Below are 21,040 nucleotides of genomic sequence, written 5' to 3'. Positions count from 1 at the left end.
AGGTCAGTCGACCTCGGCCACCGCCTGGGCGAACTGCGCCTGGTACAGCCGGGCGTAGGCGCCGTCGGCGGCGATCAGCTCGTCGTGGTTGCCCTGCTCCACGATCGAACCGTTCTCCATCACCAGGATGACGTCGGCGTCCCGGATGGTGGAGAGGCGGTGGGCGATCACGAAGCTGGTGCGGCCGGTGCGCAGTTCCGCCATCGCCCGCTGGATCAGCACCTCGGTACGGGTGTCGACGGAGCTGGTCGCCTCGTCCAGCACCAGGATCGAGGGCTGGGCCAGGAAGGCCCGGGCGATGGTGATCAGCTGCTTCTCGCCCGCGCTGACGCCGGTGCCCTCGTCGTCCAGGACGGTGTCGTAGCCGTCGGGGAGGGTCCGCACGAAACGGTCCACGTGCGCGGCCTTCGCCGCCGCGATCACCTGCTCGCGGGTGGCCGACTCGGCGCCGTAGGCGATGTTCTCGGCGATGGTGCCGCCGAACAGCCAGGTGTCCTGCAGCACCATGCCGATGCCGGATCGCAGGTCCTCGCGGGACATCGCGGCGATGTCCACCCCGTCGAGGGTGATCCGGCCGCCGCTGACCTCGTAGAACCGCATGAGGAGGTTGACCATGGTGGTCTTGCCGGCGCCGGTCGGGCCGACGATGGCCACGGTGTGGCCGGGCTCCACCTTCAGCGACAGGCCCTCGATGAGCGGCTTGTCCGGCTCGTACCGGAAGGAGACGTCCTCGAAGGCGACGCGGCCGTGGACCTCGGCGGGGCGCTCCGGCTGCTGCGGCTCGGGGGACTGCTCCTCGGCGTCGAGCAGTTCGAAGACCCGCTCGGCGGAGGCGACACCGGACTGCACCAGGTTCGCCATCGAGGCGACCTGGCTGAGCGGCTGGCTGAACTGGCGGGAGTACTGGATGAACGCCTGCACGTCACCGATGGACAGCGCGCCGCTGGCCACCCGCAGACCGCCGACCACCGCGACCAGCACGTAGTTGATGTTGCCGACCAGCATCATCGCCGGCTGGATGATCCCCGAAATGAACTGAGCCCGGAAGGAGGCTTCGTACAGTGCCTGGTTCTCCTGCTGGAAGAGCTCCTTGGCCTCCTCCTGGCGGCCGAAGACCTTCACCAGGCTGTGGCCGGTGAACATCTCCTCGATGTGCGCGTTGAGCTTGCCGGTGGAGCCCCACTGCTTGATGAACTGGGGCTGCGCCCGCTTGCCGACCTTGGCCGCGACGACCACCGACACCGGGACGGAGATCAGCGCGATCAGGGCCAGCAGCGGGGAGATCCAGAACATCATCACCAGCACGCCGACGATGGTCAGCAGGGAGTTGACGACCTGTCCCATGGTCTGCTGCATCGACTGGTTGATGTTGTCGATGTCGTTGGTGACCCGGCTCAGCACCTCGCCGCGCGGCTGGCGGTCGAAGTAGCTGAGCGGCAGCCGGGCCAGCTTCGCCTCGGTCTCCTCGCGCAGCCGGAACACCGTGCGGTTGATCGCCAGCGCGGCCAGCCGGCCCTGGATCACGCCGAACAGCACGGCGGCCAGGTAGATGCCCAGCACCCACAGCAGGATGGTGCCGATGGCCCCGAAGTCCATGCCCTGGCCGGGGGTGAAGTCGATCGAGGCGAGCAGGTCGGCGATGTTGCCCTCGCCCCTGGCGCGCAGGCCGTCGAGCACGGCCTGCTTGCTCGGGGCGCCGGCGAAGCGCGGTCCGGTGGCGCCGGCGACGATCAGGTCGGTCGCCTTGCCGAGCACCCGGGGTCCGGCCACCGCGCACCCGATGGAGAGCGCGCCGAGACCGAGGACGGTGAACAGCAGCTTGCGTTCCGGCTTGAGCAGCCCGAGCAGGCGCTTCGCGGAGCCGCCGAGGTCCTTGGCCTTCTCGGTGCCCTGGGCGCCCATGAACCGGCCGGGGCCGGGGCCGCCGCGGCGAGCGGCTGCCTCCTGCGAGGTGGAGGTCGTCCCCTGTTCCTCGCCCGCGTCCCCGGCGGGGGCCTTGGCGAGGTCGGGTTTGGCCGCGCCGGCCTTGGTCAGGTCGGGCGCGCTGGCCTCGGGCACGGTCGTGTCGGGCACGGTCGCGTCGGGCTTGTCGGGGGTGGTCACGCCGCCTCCTGCTCGGTGAGCTGGGAGAGCACGATCTCCCGGTACGTCGGGTTGTCGGCCATCAGCTCCTGGTGGGTGCCGGTGCCGACGACGGCGCCCTCGTCGAGGACGATGATCCGGTCGGCGTCGCGGATGGTGGAGACGCGCTGGGCGACGATCACCACGGTGGCGTTCTGGGTCTCGTCGGCGAGCGCGGCGCGCAGCCGGGCGTCGGTGGCGTAGTCGAGCGCCGAGAAGGAGTCGTCGAACAGGTAGATCTCCGGCTTGCGGACCAGGGCCCGGGCGATCGCCAGGCGCTGGCGCTGGCCGCCGGAGACGTTGGTGCCGCCCTGCGCTATCGGGGCGTCCAGGCCCTCGGGGAACTTCGCCACGAAGTCCTTGGCCTGGGCGATCTCCAGGGCGTGCCAGAGCTCCTCGTCGGTGGCGTCGGGCTTGCCGTAGCGGAGGTTGGAGGCGACGGTGCCAGAGAACAGGTACGGCTTCTGCGGGACGAGGCCGATGACCTCGGACAGCTTCTGCGGGTCGAGGTCGCGGACGTCCACGCCGTCGATCAGGACTTCGCCGCCGGTGGCGTCGAACAGCCGGGGGACGAGTCCGAGCAGGGTGGTCTTGCCGGAGCCGGTGGAGCCGATGACGGCGGTGGTCTCGCCGGGCCGGGCGGCCAGGTCGATCCCGCGCAGCACGGGCACCTCAGCGCCGGGGTAGCGGAAGTCCACGCCGCGCAGCTCCAGCGTGCCGTGGGCGCGCAGTTCGGTGACGGGGGCGAGCGGCGGGACGACGCTGGAGGAGGTCCCCAGCACTTCCTGGATGCGCTCGGCGCAGACCTCGGCGCGCGGCACCATCATGAACATGAAGGTGGCCATCATGACGCTCATCAGAATCTGCATCAGATAGGAGAGGAATGCGGTGAGCGCGCCGATCTGCATGCCGCCGCTGTCGATGCGGTGCGCACCGAACCAGAACACGGCGACGCTGGAGATGTTCACGACGCCCATGACGACGGGGAACATCAGCGACATCAGCCGGCCGACCCGCAGCGAGTAGTCGGCGAGTTCGCCGTTGGCGCCGGTGAAGCGCTGCTTCTCGTGGTCGTCCTTGACGAAGGCGCGGATGACCCGGATGCCGGTGATCTGCTCGCGCATGATCCGGTTGACCGCGTCGATCCGGGTCTGCATGCCGCGGAACTGCGGCCGCATCTTGCCGACCAGCACGGTGACGACGGCGCCCAGCGCGGGCACCACGGCCAGCAGCAGGCCGGACAGCGGCACGTCCTGGTTGAGCGCCATGACGACGCCGCCGACGCACATGATCGGCGCGGCGACCATCAGCGTGAAGGTCATCAGCGCCAGCATCTGGACCTGCTGGACGTCGTTGGTGGTGCGGGTGATCAGCGACGGGGCACCGAACTGGTTGAGCTCACGGGCGGAGAACTCCTGCACCCGGGAGAACACGCCGGCGCGGAGGTCGCGGCCGATGGCCATCGCGGTGCGGGCGCCGAAGTACACCGCGCCGATCGAGCAGGCGGCCTGGGCGAGCGAGACGCCGACCATCACGCCGCCGACCCGCAGGATGTATCCGGTGTCGCCCTTGAGGACGCCGCTGTCGATGATGTCGGCGTTCAGCGTCGGCAGGTACAGCATGCCGATGGTGGAGATCAGTTGGAGCAGCACCAGCACTGTGATGTCGCGGGAGTAGGGGCCGAGATGGGCCCGTAGAAGTCTGAAAAGCACCGTGACACTCTCGTCTTCGGAGGGGACGCGCGCATCCCAAATTCGGGTACTTGTGAAAAAGCTTCACCCGTGGACCGGGCCTGCACTGTGGGCCTGCACTGCCGCCCCGTGAGTGTGCCAGCTCACGTCACCCCCTTACGGAACGGCTTTTCACCCCCTAGGCTGCTGATTGCCCTCTTGTTACTCACCGGTTAAGTCGGTTGTCGGCCGCCCCCACGGCCGGCGCTCACCCACTCTCGGTCCACCCGCCCCCGGAGGTCCTCGTTGAGTTCCGCGCAGTCCATGATCGAGCGGCGTCCGCCCTCCGTGGCGCATCTTCTGCTCAGCAGGGTAAAGGCCACGCCGAACGGTGAGGCGTACCGGTACCCGGTCCCGGTGGACGAGCAGGCAGCGGACAGCGCGCCGGGCGCCGAGCAGTGGCGGTCACTGACCTGGGCCCAGGCGAACGAGCGGATCCGCGCCGTCGCGGCCGGCCTGATGGCGCTCGGCATCCGGCCCGAGGACCGGGTCGCGATCGCCTCCGCCACCCGGATCGAGTGGATCCTCGCCGACCTCGGCAACATGTGCGCCGGCGCGGCCACCACCACCGTCTACCCGAGCACCAACTCCGACGAGACCGCGTTCATCCTGGCCAACTCCGGCAGCCGCGCGCTGTTCGCCGAGAACCAGAGCCAGCTGCGCAAGGCCGTCGAGCAGAAGGCCGAGCTGCCCGCCCTGGAGTACGTCATCCTGTTCGACGCGCCGGGCGGCGACGCACCGGAGGCCGACGGCCTGACCGTGCTGACCCTGGCCGAACTGGAGCGGCGCGGTGCCGAGCACCTGGCCGAGAACCCGGACGCCGTCGACAAGGCGATCGACTCGCTCGACAAGGAGCAGCTGGCCACCCTGATCTACACCTCCGGCACCACCGGCCGCCCCAAGGGCGTGCGCCTGGTGCACGACTGCTGGTCGTACGAGGGCGTGGCGCAGGAGGAGAGCGGGCTGCTGCGCTCGGACGACGTGCAGTTCATGTGGCTGCCGCTGTCGCACGTGTTCGGCAAGACGCTGATCTCCGGTCAGATCGCCACCGGCCACGTGATGGCGGTGGACGGCCGGGTGGACCGGATCATCCACAACCTGCCGGTGATCCGGCCGACCCTGATGGCGTCCGCGCCGCGGATCTTCGAGAAGGTCTACAACGGCATCGCGGGCAAGGCCCGGGCCGAGGGCGGCGCCAAGTACAAGATCTTCATGTGGGCGGCCAAGGTGGCCCGCGACTACGCGCAGACCATCCAGGCCAACAAGGTCGCGCACGGCCACGAGAGCGCCCCGCTGGGCCTGCGGCTGCAGCACGCACTGGCCGACAAGCTGGTGTACACCAAGATCCGGGCGGCGTTCGGCGGCCGGCTGCGCGGCGCGGTGTCCGGCAGCGCGGCGCTCGCCCCGGAGATCGGCTACTTCTTCAAGGGCGCGGGCGTCCCGGTGCTGGAGGGCTACGGCCTGACCGAGACCTCGGCCGGCTCCACCGTGAACCGGGCGGAGGACTTCCGGGTCGGCACCGTCGGCATCCCGCTGCCCGGCACCGAGGTCCGGATCGCCGAGGACGGCGAGATCCTGCTGCGCGGCCCGGGCATCATGCGCGGCTACCACGAGATGCCCGAGCAGACCGCCGAGGTCCTGGAGCCGGACGGCTGGTTCCACACCGGCGACATCGGCGAGCTCGGCGCGGGCGGCTACCTGCGGATCACCGACCGCAAGAAGGACATGTTCAAGACCTCCGGCGGCAAGTACGTCGCGCCGAGCGAGGTCGAGGGCAAGTTCAAGGCGATCTGCCCGTTCGTCAGCAACATCCTGGTGATCGGCAACGGCCGCAACTACTGCACCGCGCTGATCGGCCTGGACGAGACGGTGATCATGCCGTGGGCGGCCGAGCACGGCATGGCCGGCAAGTCGTACGCCGAGGTGGTCGCCGACCCGTCCACCGTGGAGCTGATCGACGGCTTCGTGAAGCGCCTCAACGGCGAGCTGCAGCGCTGGCAGACGATCAAGAAGTTCACCCTGCTCCCGCGCGACCTGGACATCGAGCACGGCGAACTTACCCCCAGCCTGAAGATCAAGCGCCCGGTGGTGGAGCAGACCTACGCCGACCGGGTCTCCGAGATGTACGCGGGCACCAACGAGGCCTGAGCCCGCACGGTTCCGGTACGGCCTTCGGAGTTTCCCGGGCCGTACCGGACAATGGGCGCATGCCCTCCGCACTTCCCGACGGCGAACCCGTGCCGTCCGACGGCTCGCTGCCCGCCCACGCCCTGGACGGACTCGGCACCCGGCCGTTCGGCTTCTACCTGCACGTGCCGTACTGCGCCAGCCGCTGCGGCTACTGCGACTTCAACACCTACACGGCCACCGAGCTGCGCTCCTCCGGCGCGGTCGCCTCGCAGGACACCTACGCCGACAACGTGATCGCCGAGATCCGGCTCGCCCGCCGCGTGCTGGGCGACGCCGACCTGCCGGTGCGGACGGTGTTCCTCGGCGGCGGCACCCCCACCCTGCTGCCCGCCCGCGACCTGGTGCGGATGCTGGCCGCGCTGCGCGAGGAGTTCGGCCTCGCCGAGGACGCGGAGGTCACCACCGAGGCCAACCCGGAGTCGGTCGACCCGGCCTACCTCTCCGAACTGCGCGAGGGCGGCTACAACCGGATCTCCTTCGGCATGCAGAGCGCCCGCCCGCACGTGCTGAAGATCCTGGACCGCCACCACACCCCGGGCCGCCCGGAGGCCTGCGTCGCCGAGGCCCGCGAGGCCGGCTTCGAGCACGTCAACCTGGACCTGATCTACGGCACCCCCGGCGAGAGCGACCAGGACTGGCAGGCCTCGCTGGACGCCGCGATCGGCGCCCGCCCCGACCACGTCTCCGCGTACTCGTTGATCGTCGAGGACGGCACCCGGCTGGCCGCCCGGGTCCGGCGCGGCGAACTGCCGATGATCGACGACGACGTGCACGCCGACCGCTACCTGATGGCCGACCGGGCGCTCGCCGCCGCCGGCTACTCCTGGTACGAGGTCTCCAACTGGGCCACCACGCCCGAGGGCCGGTGCCGCCACAACGAGCTGTACTGGACCGGTGCCGACTGGTGGGGCGCCGGCCCGGGCGCGCACAGCCACGTCGGCGGGGTCCGCTGGTGGAACGCCAAGCACCCGGCCGCGTACGCCCAGGCGCTCGCCGAGGGCCGCACGCCCGCGCTGGGCCGCGAGGTGCTGGCCGGCGAGGACCGGCGGGTCGAGCGGATCCTGCTGGAGCTCCGCCTGGTCGAGGGCTGCCCGCTCGACCTGCTCACCGACACCGGCCGCAAGGCCGCCGACCGGGCCCTCGCCGACGGCCTGCTGGAGCCCGGCCCGTACGCGCACGGCCGGGCCGCGCTGACCCTGCGCGGTCGGCTGCTGGCCGACGCGGTGGTCCGCGACCTGGTCGACTGAGCCGCCGCAGTCGCGTGCGACCGGTCGCCCGGCCGCCGCGACACGAACGAGTGACGCCGGTGAAACGGTCCGAGGGGCTGCGGCCAAGTACTCGGTGAAGGGACCCACCGGGTCCCCCCGACCGAGGAGGGACGCATGCGCATCCGTGAGCAGCAACGCCACGAGGCGCGCCCCGAGGGCCGTCCGCCGGAGCTGACCACTCCGGACGGCTTCGGCGCGTTCTACCGCCAGCACGTCGACGCCATACTCGGCTTCGTCACCCGCCGGGTCAGCGACCCGCACCTGGCGGCCGATCTCACTGCCGACATCTTCGTCGCCGCGCTGGAGGCCGCCGGCAGCTACCGGCCCGAACGCGGCAGCGCGATCGGCTGGCTGTACGGCATCGCCCGGTACGTCATCGCCGGGCACCGGCGGGGCGACCACCGCGAACGGCGGGCGATCGGGCGACTGTCCGGCCGCCGTCTGCTCGACGAGGAGGACATCCTCGCCCTGGAGGAGCGGATCGACGCCCAACGCGCCGTCCGCGACCTGGCGCAGCGGCACGCGGGCCTCAGCGCCCCGCTGCGCGAGGTCCTCGACCTGGTCGTCATGGACGGCCTGACCACCGCCGAGACCGCACAGGCGCTCGGCATCTCACAGGCCACCGTCCGGGTGCGGATGCACCGCGCCAGGCGGCAGCTCGGGGCCGAACGCCGCCCCGCCCGCAAGGACCTGCCGAGGCCCGGCCCGCTGCTGCCCCGCCCCGCCGCCCCTGCCGACCCGATGATCGAGGTGACCTCGTGACCAGCCCAGACCGCCGCACCCCGTCCACCAGCCACTTCGAGCAGCGGCTCGGCGAGGAGCTCGCCGCCCTCGCCGCCGAACGCGCCGGAGCCGCCGCGAGGGCCCGCCGGGGCGTGCTGCGCCGCCGCCCGCTGCTCGCCGCCCTCGCGGTCGGCGCGGCGGCCTTGGCCACCGCGCTGGTGCTGCCGATGGCGCTCGGCGGCGAGCACGGCGGCAACGCCGCGTACGCCGTCACCCAGGAGTCCGACGGCACCATCGCGCTGCAGCTGCGCGACCCGGCCGCGCTGCCCGACCTGGTCGCCACCCTGCAGCGGTACGGAGTGCGGGCGACCGGGATCGAGGAGGCGCGGACGCCCGAGGAGTGCACGCTGCCGGAGCCGGCCGGCACCCGCGCCCAGTCCGACCGGGTGCGACCGGGCGACGGCCCGGGCACGGTGCGGATCGACCCGGCGCTCGTCCCACCCGGGTCGACGGTGCTGCTGACGGCGGGTCGGGTCGAGACCTCGGCCGGGGTGCTGAACACCTTCCGGGCCGTGGTGGTGGAGACGGTGCCCGCCTGCGTGCCCGCCACGCGGATCGTGGTGGGGCAGGTGATCGACCCATCCACCTTGCCGAGCCCGACGCCGACCGTCCTGCCGTCCGCGTCGCCGACCGGCTGAGGCGCAGCGGCGGAACGACCGCGGGCCGCAGGCGGTCCGGGCCGCCGGCCGGCCGCGGTCGGGGACCGTCGGCTGTCGTCCGCCGGGGCGTCAGCCGTGGTCGGCCAGGACCGTCGGCCGCCGCCCGCCCGGGCGCCAGGGCGCCAGCCACGGTCGCCCCGGGACGCCAGCCGCAGTCGTCCCGGGATATGAGCCGCCGGCCCGGGCTGTCAGTCGCTGCCCGGCTGGGTGACGAAGTCAATCAACTCCTCGACGCGGCCGAGGAGTTCCGGCTCCAGATCCTTCCAGCCGTCGACCGAGGCGAGGATGCGCTTCCAGGCAGCGGGGGTGTCCACCGGCCAGCCGAGGCGGCGGCAGATGCCCTCCTTCCACACCTCGCCGCGCGGTACGTCGGGCCAGGTGGCGAAGCCGAGGCTGGCCGGTTTGACGGCCTGCCAGATGTCGACGTACGGGTGGCCGACGACCAAGACGTGGTCGCCGGTCACCTGGGCGGCGATCCGGTGCTCCTTGGTGCCGGGCAGCAGGTGGTCGACCAGGACGCCCAGGCGGCGGCCCGGGCCGGGGGCGAACTCGGCGACGATCGCGGGCAGGTCGTCCACGCCCTCCAGGAACTCGACGACCACGCCCTCGATCCGCAGGTCGTCGCCCCAGACGCGTTCGACCAGCTCGGCGTCGTGCCGGCCCTCGACGTAGATCCGCGACTCGCGCGCCACCCGGGCGCGCGCCCCGGGCACCGCTATCGACCCGGAGGCCGTCCGTCCGGGGCCGCGCTGCGGGGCGGGGCCGGTCGGGCGGACCAGCGTCACCACCCGCCCCTCCAGCAGGAAGCCGCGCGGCACCAGCGGGAACACCCGGTGCTTGCCGAACCGGTCCTCAAGGGTGACGGTGAAGCCCTCCGCAGTCCGCTCGCACCGGACCACCGCCCCGCAGAAGCCGGTCGCCGCCTCCTCCACCACCAAGTCCCGCTCCGCCGCCACCTCCGGCGCGGGCTGCTGCCGCTTCCACGGCGGGGGCAGGTCCGGTCCGTACTCCCTGCTGCGCATCCCCGCAGTCTACGAAACCCGCCCGGGAGCGGACCGGACGCCACGTCAGGCGATGGTGTGTCAGGCAGCGTCCCGGTCAACCGATGTACGCCGCGGCGATCGACAGGACCTCGACGATGCGTCGGCCGACCGCCGGCCCGTGCGGCAGGGGCCGTACCTCCTCGCCGCCCCAGGTCGGGCGGACGCCGCAGGCGGCCAGCAGGTGCACCACCCGCAGGGTGCGGAGGGTGTTGGAGACCTCGGCGGGCATCGGGCCGGGGCGTCCGGTGGCGAACACCTCGGCCACCGCGTCCAGCCAGCCGACGGCCTGAGTTGGCGTCAGGTCGGGGCGGGTCAGAGTCAGGGCGAGCGCGAAGCCCAGGCGGTCGTCCTCCATCGCGTCGAAGACGTGGCCGGTGGGGGCGAGCAGTCGGGCCGCGCCGAGGGCCAGCAGCGGCTCCGGGTCTACCTCCGGGTGCTGGCCGAAGGCGGCCAGCAGGTCGGCGCCGTGCGCGACGGCGTGCAGCCAGCCCAGTTCGGGGTGGTGGCCGCGCAGGTCGGTCTCCGCGGGGTACCAGCGGGTGAAGGCGTCCAGCCAGCCGGGGCGCAGGGTGCCGGTCCGCACGAGGCGGCCGAGGACCAGCGGGGCGAAGGTCCGGGCCTGGATCTCGGGGTCCTGGAACCGGGCCGCCATCGCGTCGCCGAGCGCGAGTCGGCGCTCGGCGGCCAGCCCGGGCACCCAGCCGACCAGCCGGGAGTAGGCCCGCTCGTCGCGCTCCACCGGGTCGGGGGAGCGCAGCGCCGCGACGACGGCGGCCAACTCGGCTTCGGACGGGTCGAGTTCCGGAAGAGCGGTCCAGTCGATCACGGGCCACCACCCTACGGTCGGCCACCCTACGGTCGGCGCCGGCCGGGCCGGGCGCGCGACAAACCTGTTCGTGCAGCGGACGAACCGGAGGCAGACTGCTCGGCGTGGCAGGAGCAGCTGTGACGACCGGTCAACCCCTCAGTGGGGCATGGTCGCCAACGTGGCCCGCCGGACCACCCGCGGCCCGGGCGGGGCGGCGGCGCAGTCGGGTCTGCGGCACTTCGCGCCGGGGGCGAAGCTCTGGGTGCTGCCGCCCGGCAACCTGTCCGAGGACGAGCGGATGCAGGTGATCGGCATCCACCGCGGGGGTCGGACGCGCCAGGTGACCATGGTCCTCTTCCGGCGGCACCTGGAGAACTTCCGGGTCAAGGGCGTCTACAGTCCGGCGGTGCGGCAGGCCCGGAAGGCCCCGGGGAGCTGGGGCCAGGACCGGCTGTGGTGCTGCCCGGAGGCGCCTCAGCCCCGGGCCGACCGGTGGAACGCTCTCGCAGCGGGCCGGCCGTACGAGGGTTCCCGCCGTGGCCGATGCGGTCGACCGCCGGCCCGGGCGACTGGCCCTGCGCGCACCGGTGGCCGGAGACCGGCTGAGGCCCCGGGCCTCAGCCGTCCAGGCCCGGTGCGCCCCAGACCGGGAACCAGCGGGACAGGTCGGACTCGATGCGCAGGTCGTTGCGGAGCAGGTTGGAGATCTCGATCTCCAACGGGTTGTTGCGCTTCTCCTGCCCGGGCAGTTTGCACATGGGGTAGAAGGTGCCGCGCTTGTACAGGTACACCAGGCCGAGCGAGCGGCCCTCGGGGTCGCGGAAGGCGACGATCGAGCAGAGCAGTTGCGGGCCGAAGCCGTTGGCCTCCAGCTCGCTGTTGACCGCGTGCAGGTCGTTGACCAGGTCGGGCAGTTCCTCGGGGGCGTGCCGGGCGAGCAGCCAGGAGTAGCCGTAGTCGTCCCGGGAGGCCTCCACGGGGATGCCGCCGCGTTCGGTGTCCGCGTCCAGCAGGGCCCGGACCTGCGTCTGCACCTCGGCGAACGCGCCGCCCTCGACGGCGGCGAAGCAGACCGAGCCGAGGCCGGTGGGGAGGAAGCCGGTGGCCGCCTGCAGGGTGAGCGCGGCCGACGGGATGCCGAACAGCTGGTCGAGGTCCGGCTTCACCGGCTTGCTGCGGCCGAACAGGGCGTCCAGGAATCCCACGGGGTCGAGCTCCTTGCGTCAGGGGGCCGGAGAGTCAGAGAGCCGGGAAGTCGAAGAGTCAGGGGCGGGGAAGTCGCGGCCCGGGAAGTCGGGGGCCGGGAAGTCGGAAGCCGAGAAGTCGAGGCCCGGGAGGGCGGTCACTGGCCGAGTTCGGAGGAGATCTTCGCCAGCTGCGCCAGCCGCTGCTCCAGCGACGGGTGGGTGGAGAGCAGCTGGGCGGCGGTCTCCTTGGCGCTCAGCGCGGGCGCGAAGTAGAAGGCGTTGTACGGCTGGGCCTTGCGCAGGTCCTCGGTCGGGATGGCGGCGATCTGCCCGGTCACCTTGGTCAGCGCGGAGGCCAGTGCGCTGGGCCGGCCGGTCAGTTGGGCGGCGGCCCGGTCGGCGGCGAGTTCGCGGTAGCGGGACAGCAGCCGGGTCAGCAGGAAGCTGAGCGCGTACACCACCATCGAGGCCAGCGGGACGAGGATCATCGCGATGGCGGCGTTGGGGTCGTTGTTGTTGCGGTTGCCGCCGCCCATCATTCCGCCGTACAGCGCGATCCGGGTCATCGCGCCGGCCAGCACGCCGAGGAAGCCGGCCACCGTCATCACCGCGACGTCCCGGTGCGCGACGTGCGAGAGCTCGTGCGCGAGGACGCCCTCCAGTTCCTCCGGCTCCAGGCGGCGCAGCAGGCCGGTGGTCACGCAAACCACCGCGTTCTCGGGGTTGCGGCCGGTGGCGAAGGCGTTCGGCATGTCGTTGTCGGCGACCGCGACCCGCGGTTTGGGCATGTCGGCGAGTGCACACAGCCGGTCCACCGCGCCGTGCAGTTGCGGGAACTGCTCGGGGGTGACCGGGTGGGCGCCCATCGCCCGTTCGGTGATCTTGTCGGAGAACCAGAACTGCGCGACGAACAGGCCGCCGGAGATCAGCACCACCAGCGGCCAGGCGCCGCGCAGCAGCACGATCAGCAGCCCCGTGAAGCCCACGTACAGCAGGCCGATCAAGAACATGGTGGTGACCATCCGACCGGTCAGGCCGCGGTCGGGGGTGAACCGGGAGTGCTGCCGTGATGCCGACATCGCTGCTCCTCCTTCGCCTCGCTCGCCTTCGATGCTGCCACCGGCGGGGCCCGCGGGCACCATCCGAAACGGTGGGAATTCGGTGGGAATGCGGTCGTGTCGGCGGCGGCCCGCCGACCGGGGAGGCAATCGGTCGAGGATCACGTGGGAGGACCGTTCCTGCCGTCAGGCCCGGGCCGTACACTGGCAAGTACGGTTCTGGCACTCTGCCCTGTGGAGTGCCAGAGTGGACCGACCACCGGTTCAACGGACGACGACGGAGGTGCGTGCCCATGCCGGACGATGGCAAGCCCGACGGGCGCCTGATCGATCCGCGCCCGTCCGTGCGTCCGCTGGACGAGCGCCGCCTCGCGGTGCTCCGCGCGATCGTTCAGGACTACGTGGGCACCGAGGAGCCGGTCGGCTCCAAGGCCCTGGTGGAGCGCCACAACCTCGGCGTCTCCCCGGCCACGGTGCGCAACGACATGGCCGCGCTGGAGGAGGACGGGTTCATCCACCAGCCGCACACCAGTGCCGGCCGGATCCCGACCGACAAGGGCTACCGCCTGTTCGTCGACCGGCTCGCCGAGGTGAAGCCGATGACGGCTCCGGAGCGCCGGGCGATCCGGCACTTCCTGGAGGGCGCGGTCGACCTGGACGACGTGGTGGCCCGCACGGTGCGGCTGCTGGCGCAGCTGACCCGGCAGGTCGCGGTGGTCCAGTACCCGTCGCTGACCCGCTCCACGGTGCGGCACATCGAACTGGTGTCGCTCACCCCGACCAAGCTGATGCTGGTGCTGATCACCAACACCGGCCGGGTCGAGCAGCGCATGGTGGACTGCCCGGGCCCGGTGGGCGAAGCCCTGCTGGGAGACCTGCGGGCCAGGCTGAACGGCATGGCGGGCGGCTGCCGGCTGCCCGAGGTGCCGACGGTCCTGGAGGACCTGGCGGCCGGCTTCGACCCGGCCGACCGGTCCACCGTCAGCACCGTGCTGACGGTCCTGTTCGAAACGCTCGCCGAACAGAACGAGGAGCGGATCATGCTGGCGGGCACCGCCAACCTGACCCGTTTCGGTCACGACTTCCCGCTGACCATCCGTCCGGTGCTGGAGGCACTGGAGGAGCAGGTGGTGCTGCTGCGCCTGCTGGGTGAGACCGCGGACTCGGCGATGACGGTCCGGATCGGTCACGAGATCGCCCACGAGGGCCTGAATTCCACGTCGGTGGTCTCCGTCGGTTACGGTTCGGGCGACCAGAGCGTGGCAAAGCTGGGTGTGATCGGTCCGACCCGGATGGATTACCCGGGCACAATGGGGGCGGTGCGAGCGGTGGCACGGTACGTCGGCCAGATCCTGGCCGAGTCATAGCAAGGCTGCGCGAGACCTCACGCAGCCCTCGCAAGCACTTCTAGAGGCGGAACAAACCGGAGCATTTGGTGGCCACGGACTACTACGCGGTACTCGGCGTCCGACGCGACGCGGGGCAGGACGAGATCAAGAAGGCGTTCCGACGCCTCGCCCGTGAACTGCACCCGGACGTCAACCCGGACCCGAAGACGCAGGAGCGGTTCAAGGAGATCAACGCCGCCTACGAGGTGCTCTCCGATCCGCAGAAGCGCCAGGTCTACGACCTCGGCGGCGACCCGCTGTCGCCGAACGGCGGCGGCGCCGGCGGCTTCGGCGCCGGGGCGGCCGGGTTCGGCTTCTCCGACATCATGGACGCCTTCTTCGGCGCCGCGACCGGCCAGCGCGGCCCGCGCTCGCGGACCCGCCGCGGCCAGGACGCGATGATCCGGCTGGAGATCACCCTGGAGGAGGCCGCGTTCGGCACCACCAAGGAACTCCAGGTCGACACCGCCGTCACCTGCACCACCTGCAGCGGCGAGGGCGCCGCGCCCGGCACCTCCGCGCAGACCTGCGACATGTGCCGCGGCAAGGGCGAGGTCTCCCAGGTCACCCGGTCGTTCCTGGGCCAGGTCATGACCTCCCGCCCCTGCCCGCAGTGCCAGGGCTTCGGCACCGTCGTCCCGACCCCGTGCCCGGAGTGCGCGGGCGACGGCCGGGTCCGGGCCCGCCGCACCCTCACGGTGAAGATCCCCGCCGGTGTCGACAACGGCACCCGGATCCAGCTGGCCGGCGAGGGCGAGGTCGGCCCCGGCGGCGGCCCCGCCGGTGACCTCTACGTCGAGATCGCCGAGACCAGCCACGCCGTCTTCCAGCGCCGCGGCGACGACCTGCACTGCACGGTCACCATCCCGATGACGGCGGCCTCGCTCGGCACCCAGGTGCCGCTGCAGACCCTGGACGGCCTGGAGGAGGTCGACATCCGGCCCGGCACCCAGTCCGGCCAGTCGATCCCGCTGCACGGTCGCGGCATCACCCACCTGCGCGGCGGCGGCCGCGGCGACCTGATAGTGCACGTCGAGGTGCAGACGCCGACCAAGCTCGACCCGGAGCAGGAGGAGCTGCTGCGGCGGCTCGCCATGATCCGCGGCGAGGAGCGTCCGTCCGGCCAGTTCGCGCCCGGCCAGCAGGGCCTGTTCTCCCGGCTGAAGGACGCCTTCAACGGCCGGTGAGTCCGCCTGTCCCTCCGGGCCGGGAGCGGTTTTCGACCGCTCCCGGCCCGGGCTTTTTGTTGCCACCTCCTTGTTGTCACCTCCTTGTTGCCAGCTCCGTGAAAGGGTTCCTGTTCCGATGACCGCACCGGTGTTCGTCGTCGACGACCTGGCGGGCGCCGCGCCCGGCGCCACCGTCCGCCTCGACGGCCCCGAGGGGCGGCACGCCGTCGCCGTGAAGCGCCTGGAGCCCGGCGAGGCCGTCACTCTCGCCGACGGCCGGGGCCGCGGCGCGGACGGCACCGTTGCCGCGGTGCACGGCAAGGACGCGCTGGACGTGCTGGTGGCCGCCGTCCGGGAGGAGGCCGCGCCCGCGCCCCGGATCACCGTCGTCCAGGCGCTGCCCAAGGGCGACCGCGGCGAACTCGCCGTCGAGACGATGACCGAGGCCGGCATCGACGCGGTGGTGCCGTGGGCGGCGTCCCGGTGCATCACCCAGTGGAAGGGCGAGCGCGGCGCGAAGGCGCTCGCCAAGTGGCGGGCGACGGCCCGCGAGGCCGGGAAGCAGGCGCGGCGGCTGCGCTTTCCCGAGGTGCACGACCTGATGACGACGCGTCAGCTGCTGCCGCTGCTCTCGGCGGCCTCGTTCGCGGCCGTCCTGCACGAGGAGGGGTCGCTGCCGCTGGCCACCGCGGAGCTGCCGAGCAGCGGCGAGATCGTGCTGGTCGTCGGGCCGGAGGGCGGGGTGTCGCCGGAGGAGATCGCCGCGTTCGCGGAGGCCGGGGCGGGAGCTTTCCGGCTCGGGCCCTCGGTGCTGCGGACCTCGACGGCGGGCGTGGCAGCGGGGTCGCTGCTGCTGGGGCGCACGGGGCGCTGGGGCTGAGGGCTGCGGGGCGGGCGCCGGCCGCGTCCGTCGGGTCGCGAGCACGTGCAGGTCGCCGTCCCGGGTCGCGATCTCGCGGTCCGGGGCCTTCCGTTTCCTGCAGTTCCTCGCGCCCCCGGTGGCCTCCCGGCAGCTCTCCCCGGTTTGGCGCCCACCGGCTGCGCGCCCGTTCTAGGGTGGCCGGGTGACCGATTCTTCGCGTGGATACCTGCGACACCCCCACCTGCACGGCGATGTTGTCGCTTTCGTTGCCGAGGACGATGTCTGGCTGGCGCCCGTCGGGGGCGGGCGGGCCTGGCGGCTGACGGCGGATCAGGTGCCGGTCGGTGCCGTGCGGTTCTCGCCGGACGGGCGGACGCTGGCGTGGACGTCGGGGCGGGACGGGGCGCCGGAGGTGCACGTCGTGCCGGTGGCGGGCGGCCAGGCGCGGCGGCTGACGTACTGGGGGAGCCCGTACACGGCGGTGGTGGGGTGGACCGGTGACGGTCGGCCGATCGCGATCAGCACCGCGGGGCAGGAGACGATCCGGCGGACGTGGGCGTTCGCGGTGCCGCTGGACGGCGGAGAGCCGGAGCGGCTGCCGTACGGGCCGATCGGGGCGCTGGCGTTCGAGCCGGTGCCGGAGGGCGCGGCCGGCGGGCGGGTGCTGCTGGGGACGCACAACCGCGAGGCCGCGCACTGGAAGCGCTACCGGGGCGGCCGGGCCGGCAAGCTGTGGATCGGCGCGGCCGAGTTCGAGCGGCTGCACGCCGGGCTGAACGGGCAGTTGGAGAGCCCGATGTGGGTGGGGCACCGGGTGGCGTTCCTGTCCGACCACGAGGGTGTCGGCCGGCTGTACTCGAGCCTCCCGGACGGCAGCGACCTGCGGGCGCACGGTCCGGCGGACACCGGGTTCTACGCCCGGCAGGCGTCCACCGACGGCACCCGGGTGATCTGGCAGAGCGCGGGCGAGCTCTGGCTGCTGGACGACCTGGACGGCGCCGAGGCGCGCCGGCTGGAGATCGACCTGGCCGGTCCGCGCAGCAGCCGCCGCCCGCACCCGACCCGGGCCGACGGCCAGGTGGAGAGCGCTGCCGTCGACCGGACCGGCCGGGCCGCGGCCGTCGTGGTGCGCGGCACGGTGCACTGGGTGACGCACCGGGAGGGCCCGTCCCGGGTGCTGGACGAGACGCCGGGGGTGCGCGGCCGGCTGGCCCGGGTGGTGCCCGGCGAGGACGGCGCGCAGGGCGCGGTGTGGGTGACGGACGCGGACGGCGACGACGCGATCGAGTACGCGCCGGCCGTGCTGGGCGCGGAGCGCCGGCGGCTGGCGGCCGGGCAGCTCGGCCGGGTGCTGGCGCTGACCGTCTCGCCGGACGGCCGGCAGCTCGCGGTGGCCTCGCACGACGGCCGGCTGCTGCTGGTGGCGCTCAGCGACGGCGCCGTGCACGAGCTCGCGCGCAGCGGCGACGGCGAGGTCAGCGGGCTGGTGTTCAGCCCGGACTCGGGCTGGCTGGCCTGGTCGCAGCCGGTGCTCGGCCCGTGGTCGCTGCGCCAGATCATGCTGGCCGACCTGACCTCACGGACCGTCAGCGAGGCCACCCCGCAGCGCTTCCACGACTACTCGCCGGCGTTCACCTCGGACGGCAAGCACCTGGCGTTCCTGTCGGTGCGCACCTTCGACCCGGTCTACGACCAGCACGTGTTCGACCTGTCGTTCCCGGGCGGCACCCGCCCGTTCCTGCTGACGCTGGCCGCCGACACCCCGTCGCCGTTCGGGCCGCAGCGGGCCGGCCGGCCGGTCGGCGGGGAGGACGAGGAGACCAAGGACGGCGACAAGAACGAGTCCGCGGTGCCCAGCACCCGGGTCGACCTGGAGGGGCTGGCCGACCGGATCGTGCCGTTCCCGGTGCGGGCCGGGCAGTTCGGGGCGCTGCGCGCCGCGAAGGACGGGGTGCTGTGGAGCCGGGTGCCGCTCAGCGGCGAACTCGGCGACAGCGCCGCCTCGTTGGACGACGACCCGGCCGGCACCGTGCTGGAGCGCTACGACCTGAAGAAGCGCCGGGTGGAGGAACTGCTCACCGGCGTCGACACCTTCGCGGTCTCCGGCGACGGCGCCCGGCTGGCGGTGCTGGAGGACGGCGGCCTGCGGATCGTGCCCGCCGACCAGAAGGCCGACGACGACGAGGACGCCGCCGTCGACCTGGACCGGATCCGGGTGACCGTCGACCCGACCGCCGAGTGGCGGCAGATGTTCGACGAGAACGGCCGCCTGATGCGCGACAACTTCTGGCGCGCGGACCTCGGCGGCGTCGACTGGGCGGGCGTGCTGGAGCGCTACCGGCCGCTGGTCGACCGGGCCGGCTGCCACTCCGACCTGGTGGACCTGCTGTGGGAGACGGTCGGCGAGCTCGGCACCTCGCACGCGTACGTGGTGCCGCCCGGCCGGGGCACCGAGGCGGCCCGCCGGCAGGGCCTGCTCGGCGCGGACCTGGTCCGGGACGGCGAGGTGTGGCGGGTGGCGCGGGTGGTGCCCGGCGAGTCCTCCGACCCGCGGGCCCGCTCCCCGCTGGCCGCGCCCGGTGTGGCGATCCGCCCGGGCGACGCGATCCTCGCCGTCAACGGCCGCCCGGTCGACCCGGTGACCGGCCCCGGCCCGCTGCTGGCCGGCACCGCCGACCAGCCGGTCGAGCTGACCGTCAGCGGCAAGGACGGCGGCGAACGCCACCCCGTGGTGGTGCCGCTGGACGACGAGGAGGCGCTGCGCTACCACGACTGGGTGGCCGGCCGGCGGGCCGCCGTCCGCGAGCTGTCCGGCGGCCGGCTCGGCTACCTGCACGTGCCGGACATGCAGAGCCTCGGCTGGGCGCAGCTCCACCGCGACCTGCGGATCGAGATGGCCCGCGACGGCGTGCTGGTCGACCTGCGGGAGAACCGCGGCGGCCACACCTCGCAGCTGGTGGTGGAGAAGCTGGCCCGCCGGATCGTCGGCTGGAACCGGGCCCGCGACCTGGACCGCGCCGAGCCCTACCCGGCGGACGCCCCGCGCGGCCCGGTGGTGGCGCTGGCCAACGAGTTCTCCGGCTCCGACGGCGACATCGTCAACGCCGCGATCCAGGCGCTCGGCATCGGCCCGGTGGTCGGTACCCGCACCTGGGGCGGCGTGATCGGCATCGACAACAAGTACGACCTGGTGGACGGGACGGTCGTCACCCAGCCCAAGTACTCCAGCTGGCTGGAGGGTTACGGCTGGGGCCTGGAGAACGGCGGCGTCACGCCGGACATCGAGGTGCCGATCGCCCCGCACGACTGGGCGGCGGGCCGCGACCCGCAGCTGGAGACCGCCGTCCGGGTCGCGCTGGAGGCGCTGGAGCGGACGCCGGTCAGGACGGCGCCGCCGATCGACTGACGGCCGCAGGGGGTGCGGGTCCGCCGTGGCCCGCACCCCCTCCCCTGTAAGGTCGTCGTCACCAGTGACGGGTGTTCAGAAGGAGTGCGGGAGATGGCCGGCGAGCCGCAGGCGGACTGTGTGTTCTGCAAGATCGTGTCGGGGGACATCCCCGCGACGGTGGTGCGCAGGAGCGGGCGGACGCTGGCGTTCCGGGACATCAACCCGCAGGCGCCCACGCACCTGCTGGTGATCCCGCACGTGCACTACGCCAACGCCGCCGAACTGGCCGCCGCCGAGCCGGAGATCGCCGCGGAGCTGCTCGCCGAGGCCGGCGAGGCGGCGAGGGGCGAGGGCCTGGAGTCGTACCGGCTGATCTTCAACACCGGCGCGGACTCCGGCCAGACGGTGTTCCACGCGCACGTGCACGTGCTGGGCGGGCGCAAGCTCACCGAGGGACTGGTCTGACCGTTGTCGCAGCGTGAACTCGTCGTCCTCGGCACGGCCAGCCAGGTGCCGACCCGGCACCGGAACCACAACGGGTACCTGCTGCGCTGGGACGGCGAGGGGCTGCTGTTCGACCCGGGGGAGGGCACCCAGCGGCAGATGCTGCAGGCCGGCGTGACCGCCACCGGGATCACCCGGATCGCGGTGTCGCACTTCCACGGCGACCACTGCCTGGGCCTGCCGGGCGTGGTGCAGCGGATCAACCTGGACCGGGTCCCGCACCCGGTGGACGCCTACTACCCGGCGTCCGGGCAGGTGTTCTTCGACCGGCTGCGGCACGCCAGCGTCTACCACGCCACCGCCGAACTGCGGGAGCGCCCGGTCTCCGCGCCCGGCCCGCTGGAGGCGCCCGGCGCGCCGTTCGAGCTGTCGGCGGTCCGGCTGTCGCACCCGGTGGAGTCCTTCGGCTACCGGCTGACCGAGCCGGACGGCGTCCGGCTGCGCCCGGAGCGGCTGCGCGAACTCGGGGTCCGCGGACCGGCGGTGGGCCGGCTGCAGCGCGAGGGCCGGGTCGAGGTGGACGGGCGGACGGTGCTGCTGGCGGAGGTCGCGGAGCAGCGGCCGGGGCAGCGCTTCGCCTTCGTGATGGACACCCGGCTCTGCGACGGGGTGGCCGAACTCGCCGAGGGTGTCGACCTGTTGGCGATCGAGGCGACCTTCCTGGAGGCGGACGCCGCACTCGCCGAGGAGCACGGCCACCTGACCGCCGCGCAGGCCGCCCGGGTGGCCGCCGAGGCAGGGGTCCGCCGGCTGGTGCTGACGCACTTCTCGCAGCGCTACCCGGACCTCCGGGCGCACCGCGCGGAGGCCGAGAAGCACTTCGACGGCGAGGTCGTGATCGCCGAGGACCTGGCCAGGATCCCCGTCCCGCCCCGCCGTTGA

The 21,040-nt window shown here is 73.0% G+C and carries 16 protein-coding genes; 10 read left to right on the top strand and 6 right to left on the bottom strand.

Features of this window, described 5'->3' with window-relative positions; genetic code table 11:
• Nucleotides 1-3: 3 nt before the first annotated feature.
• Nucleotides 4-1,902, bottom strand: coding sequence for an ABC transporter ATP-binding protein (locus KCH_RS12750; protein ID WP_035871778.1), 1,899 nt, complete (start codon nucleotides 1,900-1,902; stop codon nucleotides 4-6).
• A 197-nt stretch (nucleotides 1,903-2,099) separates the two neighbouring features.
• On the bottom strand, nucleotides 2,100-3,833 hold the full coding sequence (locus tag KCH_RS12745) for an ABC transporter ATP-binding protein (RefSeq protein ID WP_035862699.1): 1,734 nt from the start codon (nucleotides 3,831-3,833) through the stop codon (nucleotides 2,100-2,102).
• Nucleotides 3,834-4,097: 264 nt separating this feature from the next.
• Between KCH_RS12745 and KCH_RS12740 the strand changes: the two genes are divergently transcribed.
• The 4 genes from KCH_RS12740 (at nucleotide 4,098) to KCH_RS12725 (ending at nucleotide 8,730) form a co-directional block, all read left to right on the top strand.
• Nucleotides 4,098-5,999 (top strand): AMP-dependent synthetase/ligase, encoded by a 1,902-nt coding sequence (locus tag KCH_RS12740; protein ID WP_035862698.1) that lies wholly within the window; start codon nucleotides 4,098-4,100, stop codon nucleotides 5,997-5,999.
• 59 nt (nucleotides 6,000-6,058) lie between these two features.
• Entirely contained in the window at nucleotides 6,059-7,288 is a 1,230-nt protein-coding gene (hemW, locus tag KCH_RS12735) for a radical SAM family heme chaperone HemW (RefSeq protein WP_035862696.1), read from the top strand.
• Nucleotides 7,289-7,423: 135 nt separating this feature from the next.
• Nucleotides 7,424-8,071 (top strand): RNA polymerase sigma factor, encoded by a 648-nt coding sequence (locus tag KCH_RS12730; protein ID WP_084223540.1) that lies wholly within the window; start codon nucleotides 7,424-7,426, stop codon nucleotides 8,069-8,071.
• The gene (locus tag KCH_RS12725) at nucleotides 8,068-8,730 is read left to right on the top strand and encodes a hypothetical protein (protein WP_035862694.1); all 663 of its coding nucleotides are present in this window, start codon (nucleotides 8,068-8,070) and stop codon (nucleotides 8,728-8,730) included. The genes KCH_RS12730 and KCH_RS12725 overlap by 4 nt, the downstream gene beginning before the upstream one ends.
• Nucleotides 8,731-8,939: 209 nt before the next feature.
• Here the strand turns inward: KCH_RS12725 and KCH_RS12720 are convergent, their stop codons facing one another.
• From KCH_RS12720 to htpX, 4 genes are all read right to left on the bottom strand, one after another.
• Nucleotides 8,940-9,773: a DUF3097 domain-containing protein gene (locus KCH_RS12720; protein WP_035862693.1), complete on the bottom strand. Its 834-nt coding sequence runs from the start codon at nucleotides 9,771-9,773 to the stop codon at nucleotides 8,940-8,942.
• Nucleotides 9,774-9,849: 76 nt separating this feature from the next.
• Nucleotides 9,850-10,620, bottom strand: coding sequence for a DUF2785 domain-containing protein (locus KCH_RS12715; protein ID WP_035862692.1), 771 nt, complete (start codon nucleotides 10,618-10,620; stop codon nucleotides 9,850-9,852).
• Nucleotides 10,621-11,219: 599 nt separating this feature from the next.
• Complete coding sequence (gene pspAB / locus KCH_RS12705; protein WP_035862689.1) at nucleotides 11,220-11,807, bottom strand: PspA-associated protein PspAB; 588 nt, start codon at nucleotides 11,805-11,807, stop codon at nucleotides 11,220-11,222.
• 137 nt (nucleotides 11,808-11,944) lie between these two features.
• Nucleotides 11,945-12,868 carry a zinc metalloprotease HtpX gene (gene htpX, locus KCH_RS12700; protein ID WP_035862687.1) on the bottom strand — a complete coding sequence of 308 codons (924 nt, stop codon included), beginning with the start codon at nucleotides 12,866-12,868 and terminating at the stop codon, nucleotides 11,945-11,947.
• Between the two features lie 272 nt (nucleotides 12,869-13,140).
• Between htpX and hrcA the strand changes: the two genes are divergently transcribed.
• The 6 genes from hrcA (at nucleotide 13,141) to KCH_RS12670 (ending at nucleotide 21,040) form a co-directional block, all read left to right on the top strand.
• Complete coding sequence (gene hrcA, locus KCH_RS12695; protein WP_051653014.1) at nucleotides 13,141-14,214, top strand: heat-inducible transcriptional repressor HrcA; 1,074 nt, start codon at nucleotides 13,141-13,143, stop codon at nucleotides 14,212-14,214.
• Nucleotides 14,215-14,282: 68 nt separating this feature from the next.
• Complete coding sequence (gene dnaJ / locus KCH_RS12690; RefSeq protein WP_035862685.1) at nucleotides 14,283-15,422, top strand: molecular chaperone DnaJ; 1,140 nt, start codon at nucleotides 14,283-14,285, stop codon at nucleotides 15,420-15,422.
• Between the two features lie 118 nt (nucleotides 15,423-15,540).
• Nucleotides 15,541-16,284 (top strand): 16S rRNA (uracil(1498)-N(3))-methyltransferase, encoded by a 744-nt coding sequence (locus KCH_RS12685; RefSeq protein ID WP_035862684.1) that lies wholly within the window; start codon nucleotides 15,541-15,543, stop codon nucleotides 16,282-16,284.
• A 184-nt stretch (nucleotides 16,285-16,468) separates the two neighbouring features.
• The gene (locus KCH_RS12680) at nucleotides 16,469-19,672 is read left to right on the top strand and encodes a S41 family peptidase (protein WP_051653013.1); all 3,204 of its coding nucleotides are present in this window, start codon (nucleotides 16,469-16,471) and stop codon (nucleotides 19,670-19,672) included.
• A 93-nt stretch (nucleotides 19,673-19,765) separates the two neighbouring features.
• Nucleotides 19,766-20,119 carry an HIT domain-containing protein gene (locus KCH_RS12675; protein ID WP_035862682.1) on the top strand — a complete coding sequence of 118 codons (354 nt, stop codon included), beginning with the start codon at nucleotides 19,766-19,768 and terminating at the stop codon, nucleotides 20,117-20,119.
• Nucleotides 20,120-20,122: 3 nt separating this feature from the next.
• Complete coding sequence (locus KCH_RS12670) at nucleotides 20,123-21,040, top strand: ribonuclease Z (RefSeq protein ID WP_035862681.1); 918 nt, start codon at nucleotides 20,123-20,125, stop codon at nucleotides 21,038-21,040.

It is taken from the genome of Kitasatospora cheerisanensis KCTC 2395 (genome assembly GCF_000696185.1).
GTDB lineage: Bacteria > Actinomycetota > Actinomycetes > Streptomycetales > Streptomycetaceae > Kitasatospora > Kitasatospora cheerisanensis.
This window is presented reverse-complemented; position numbering and strand designations above follow the sequence as displayed.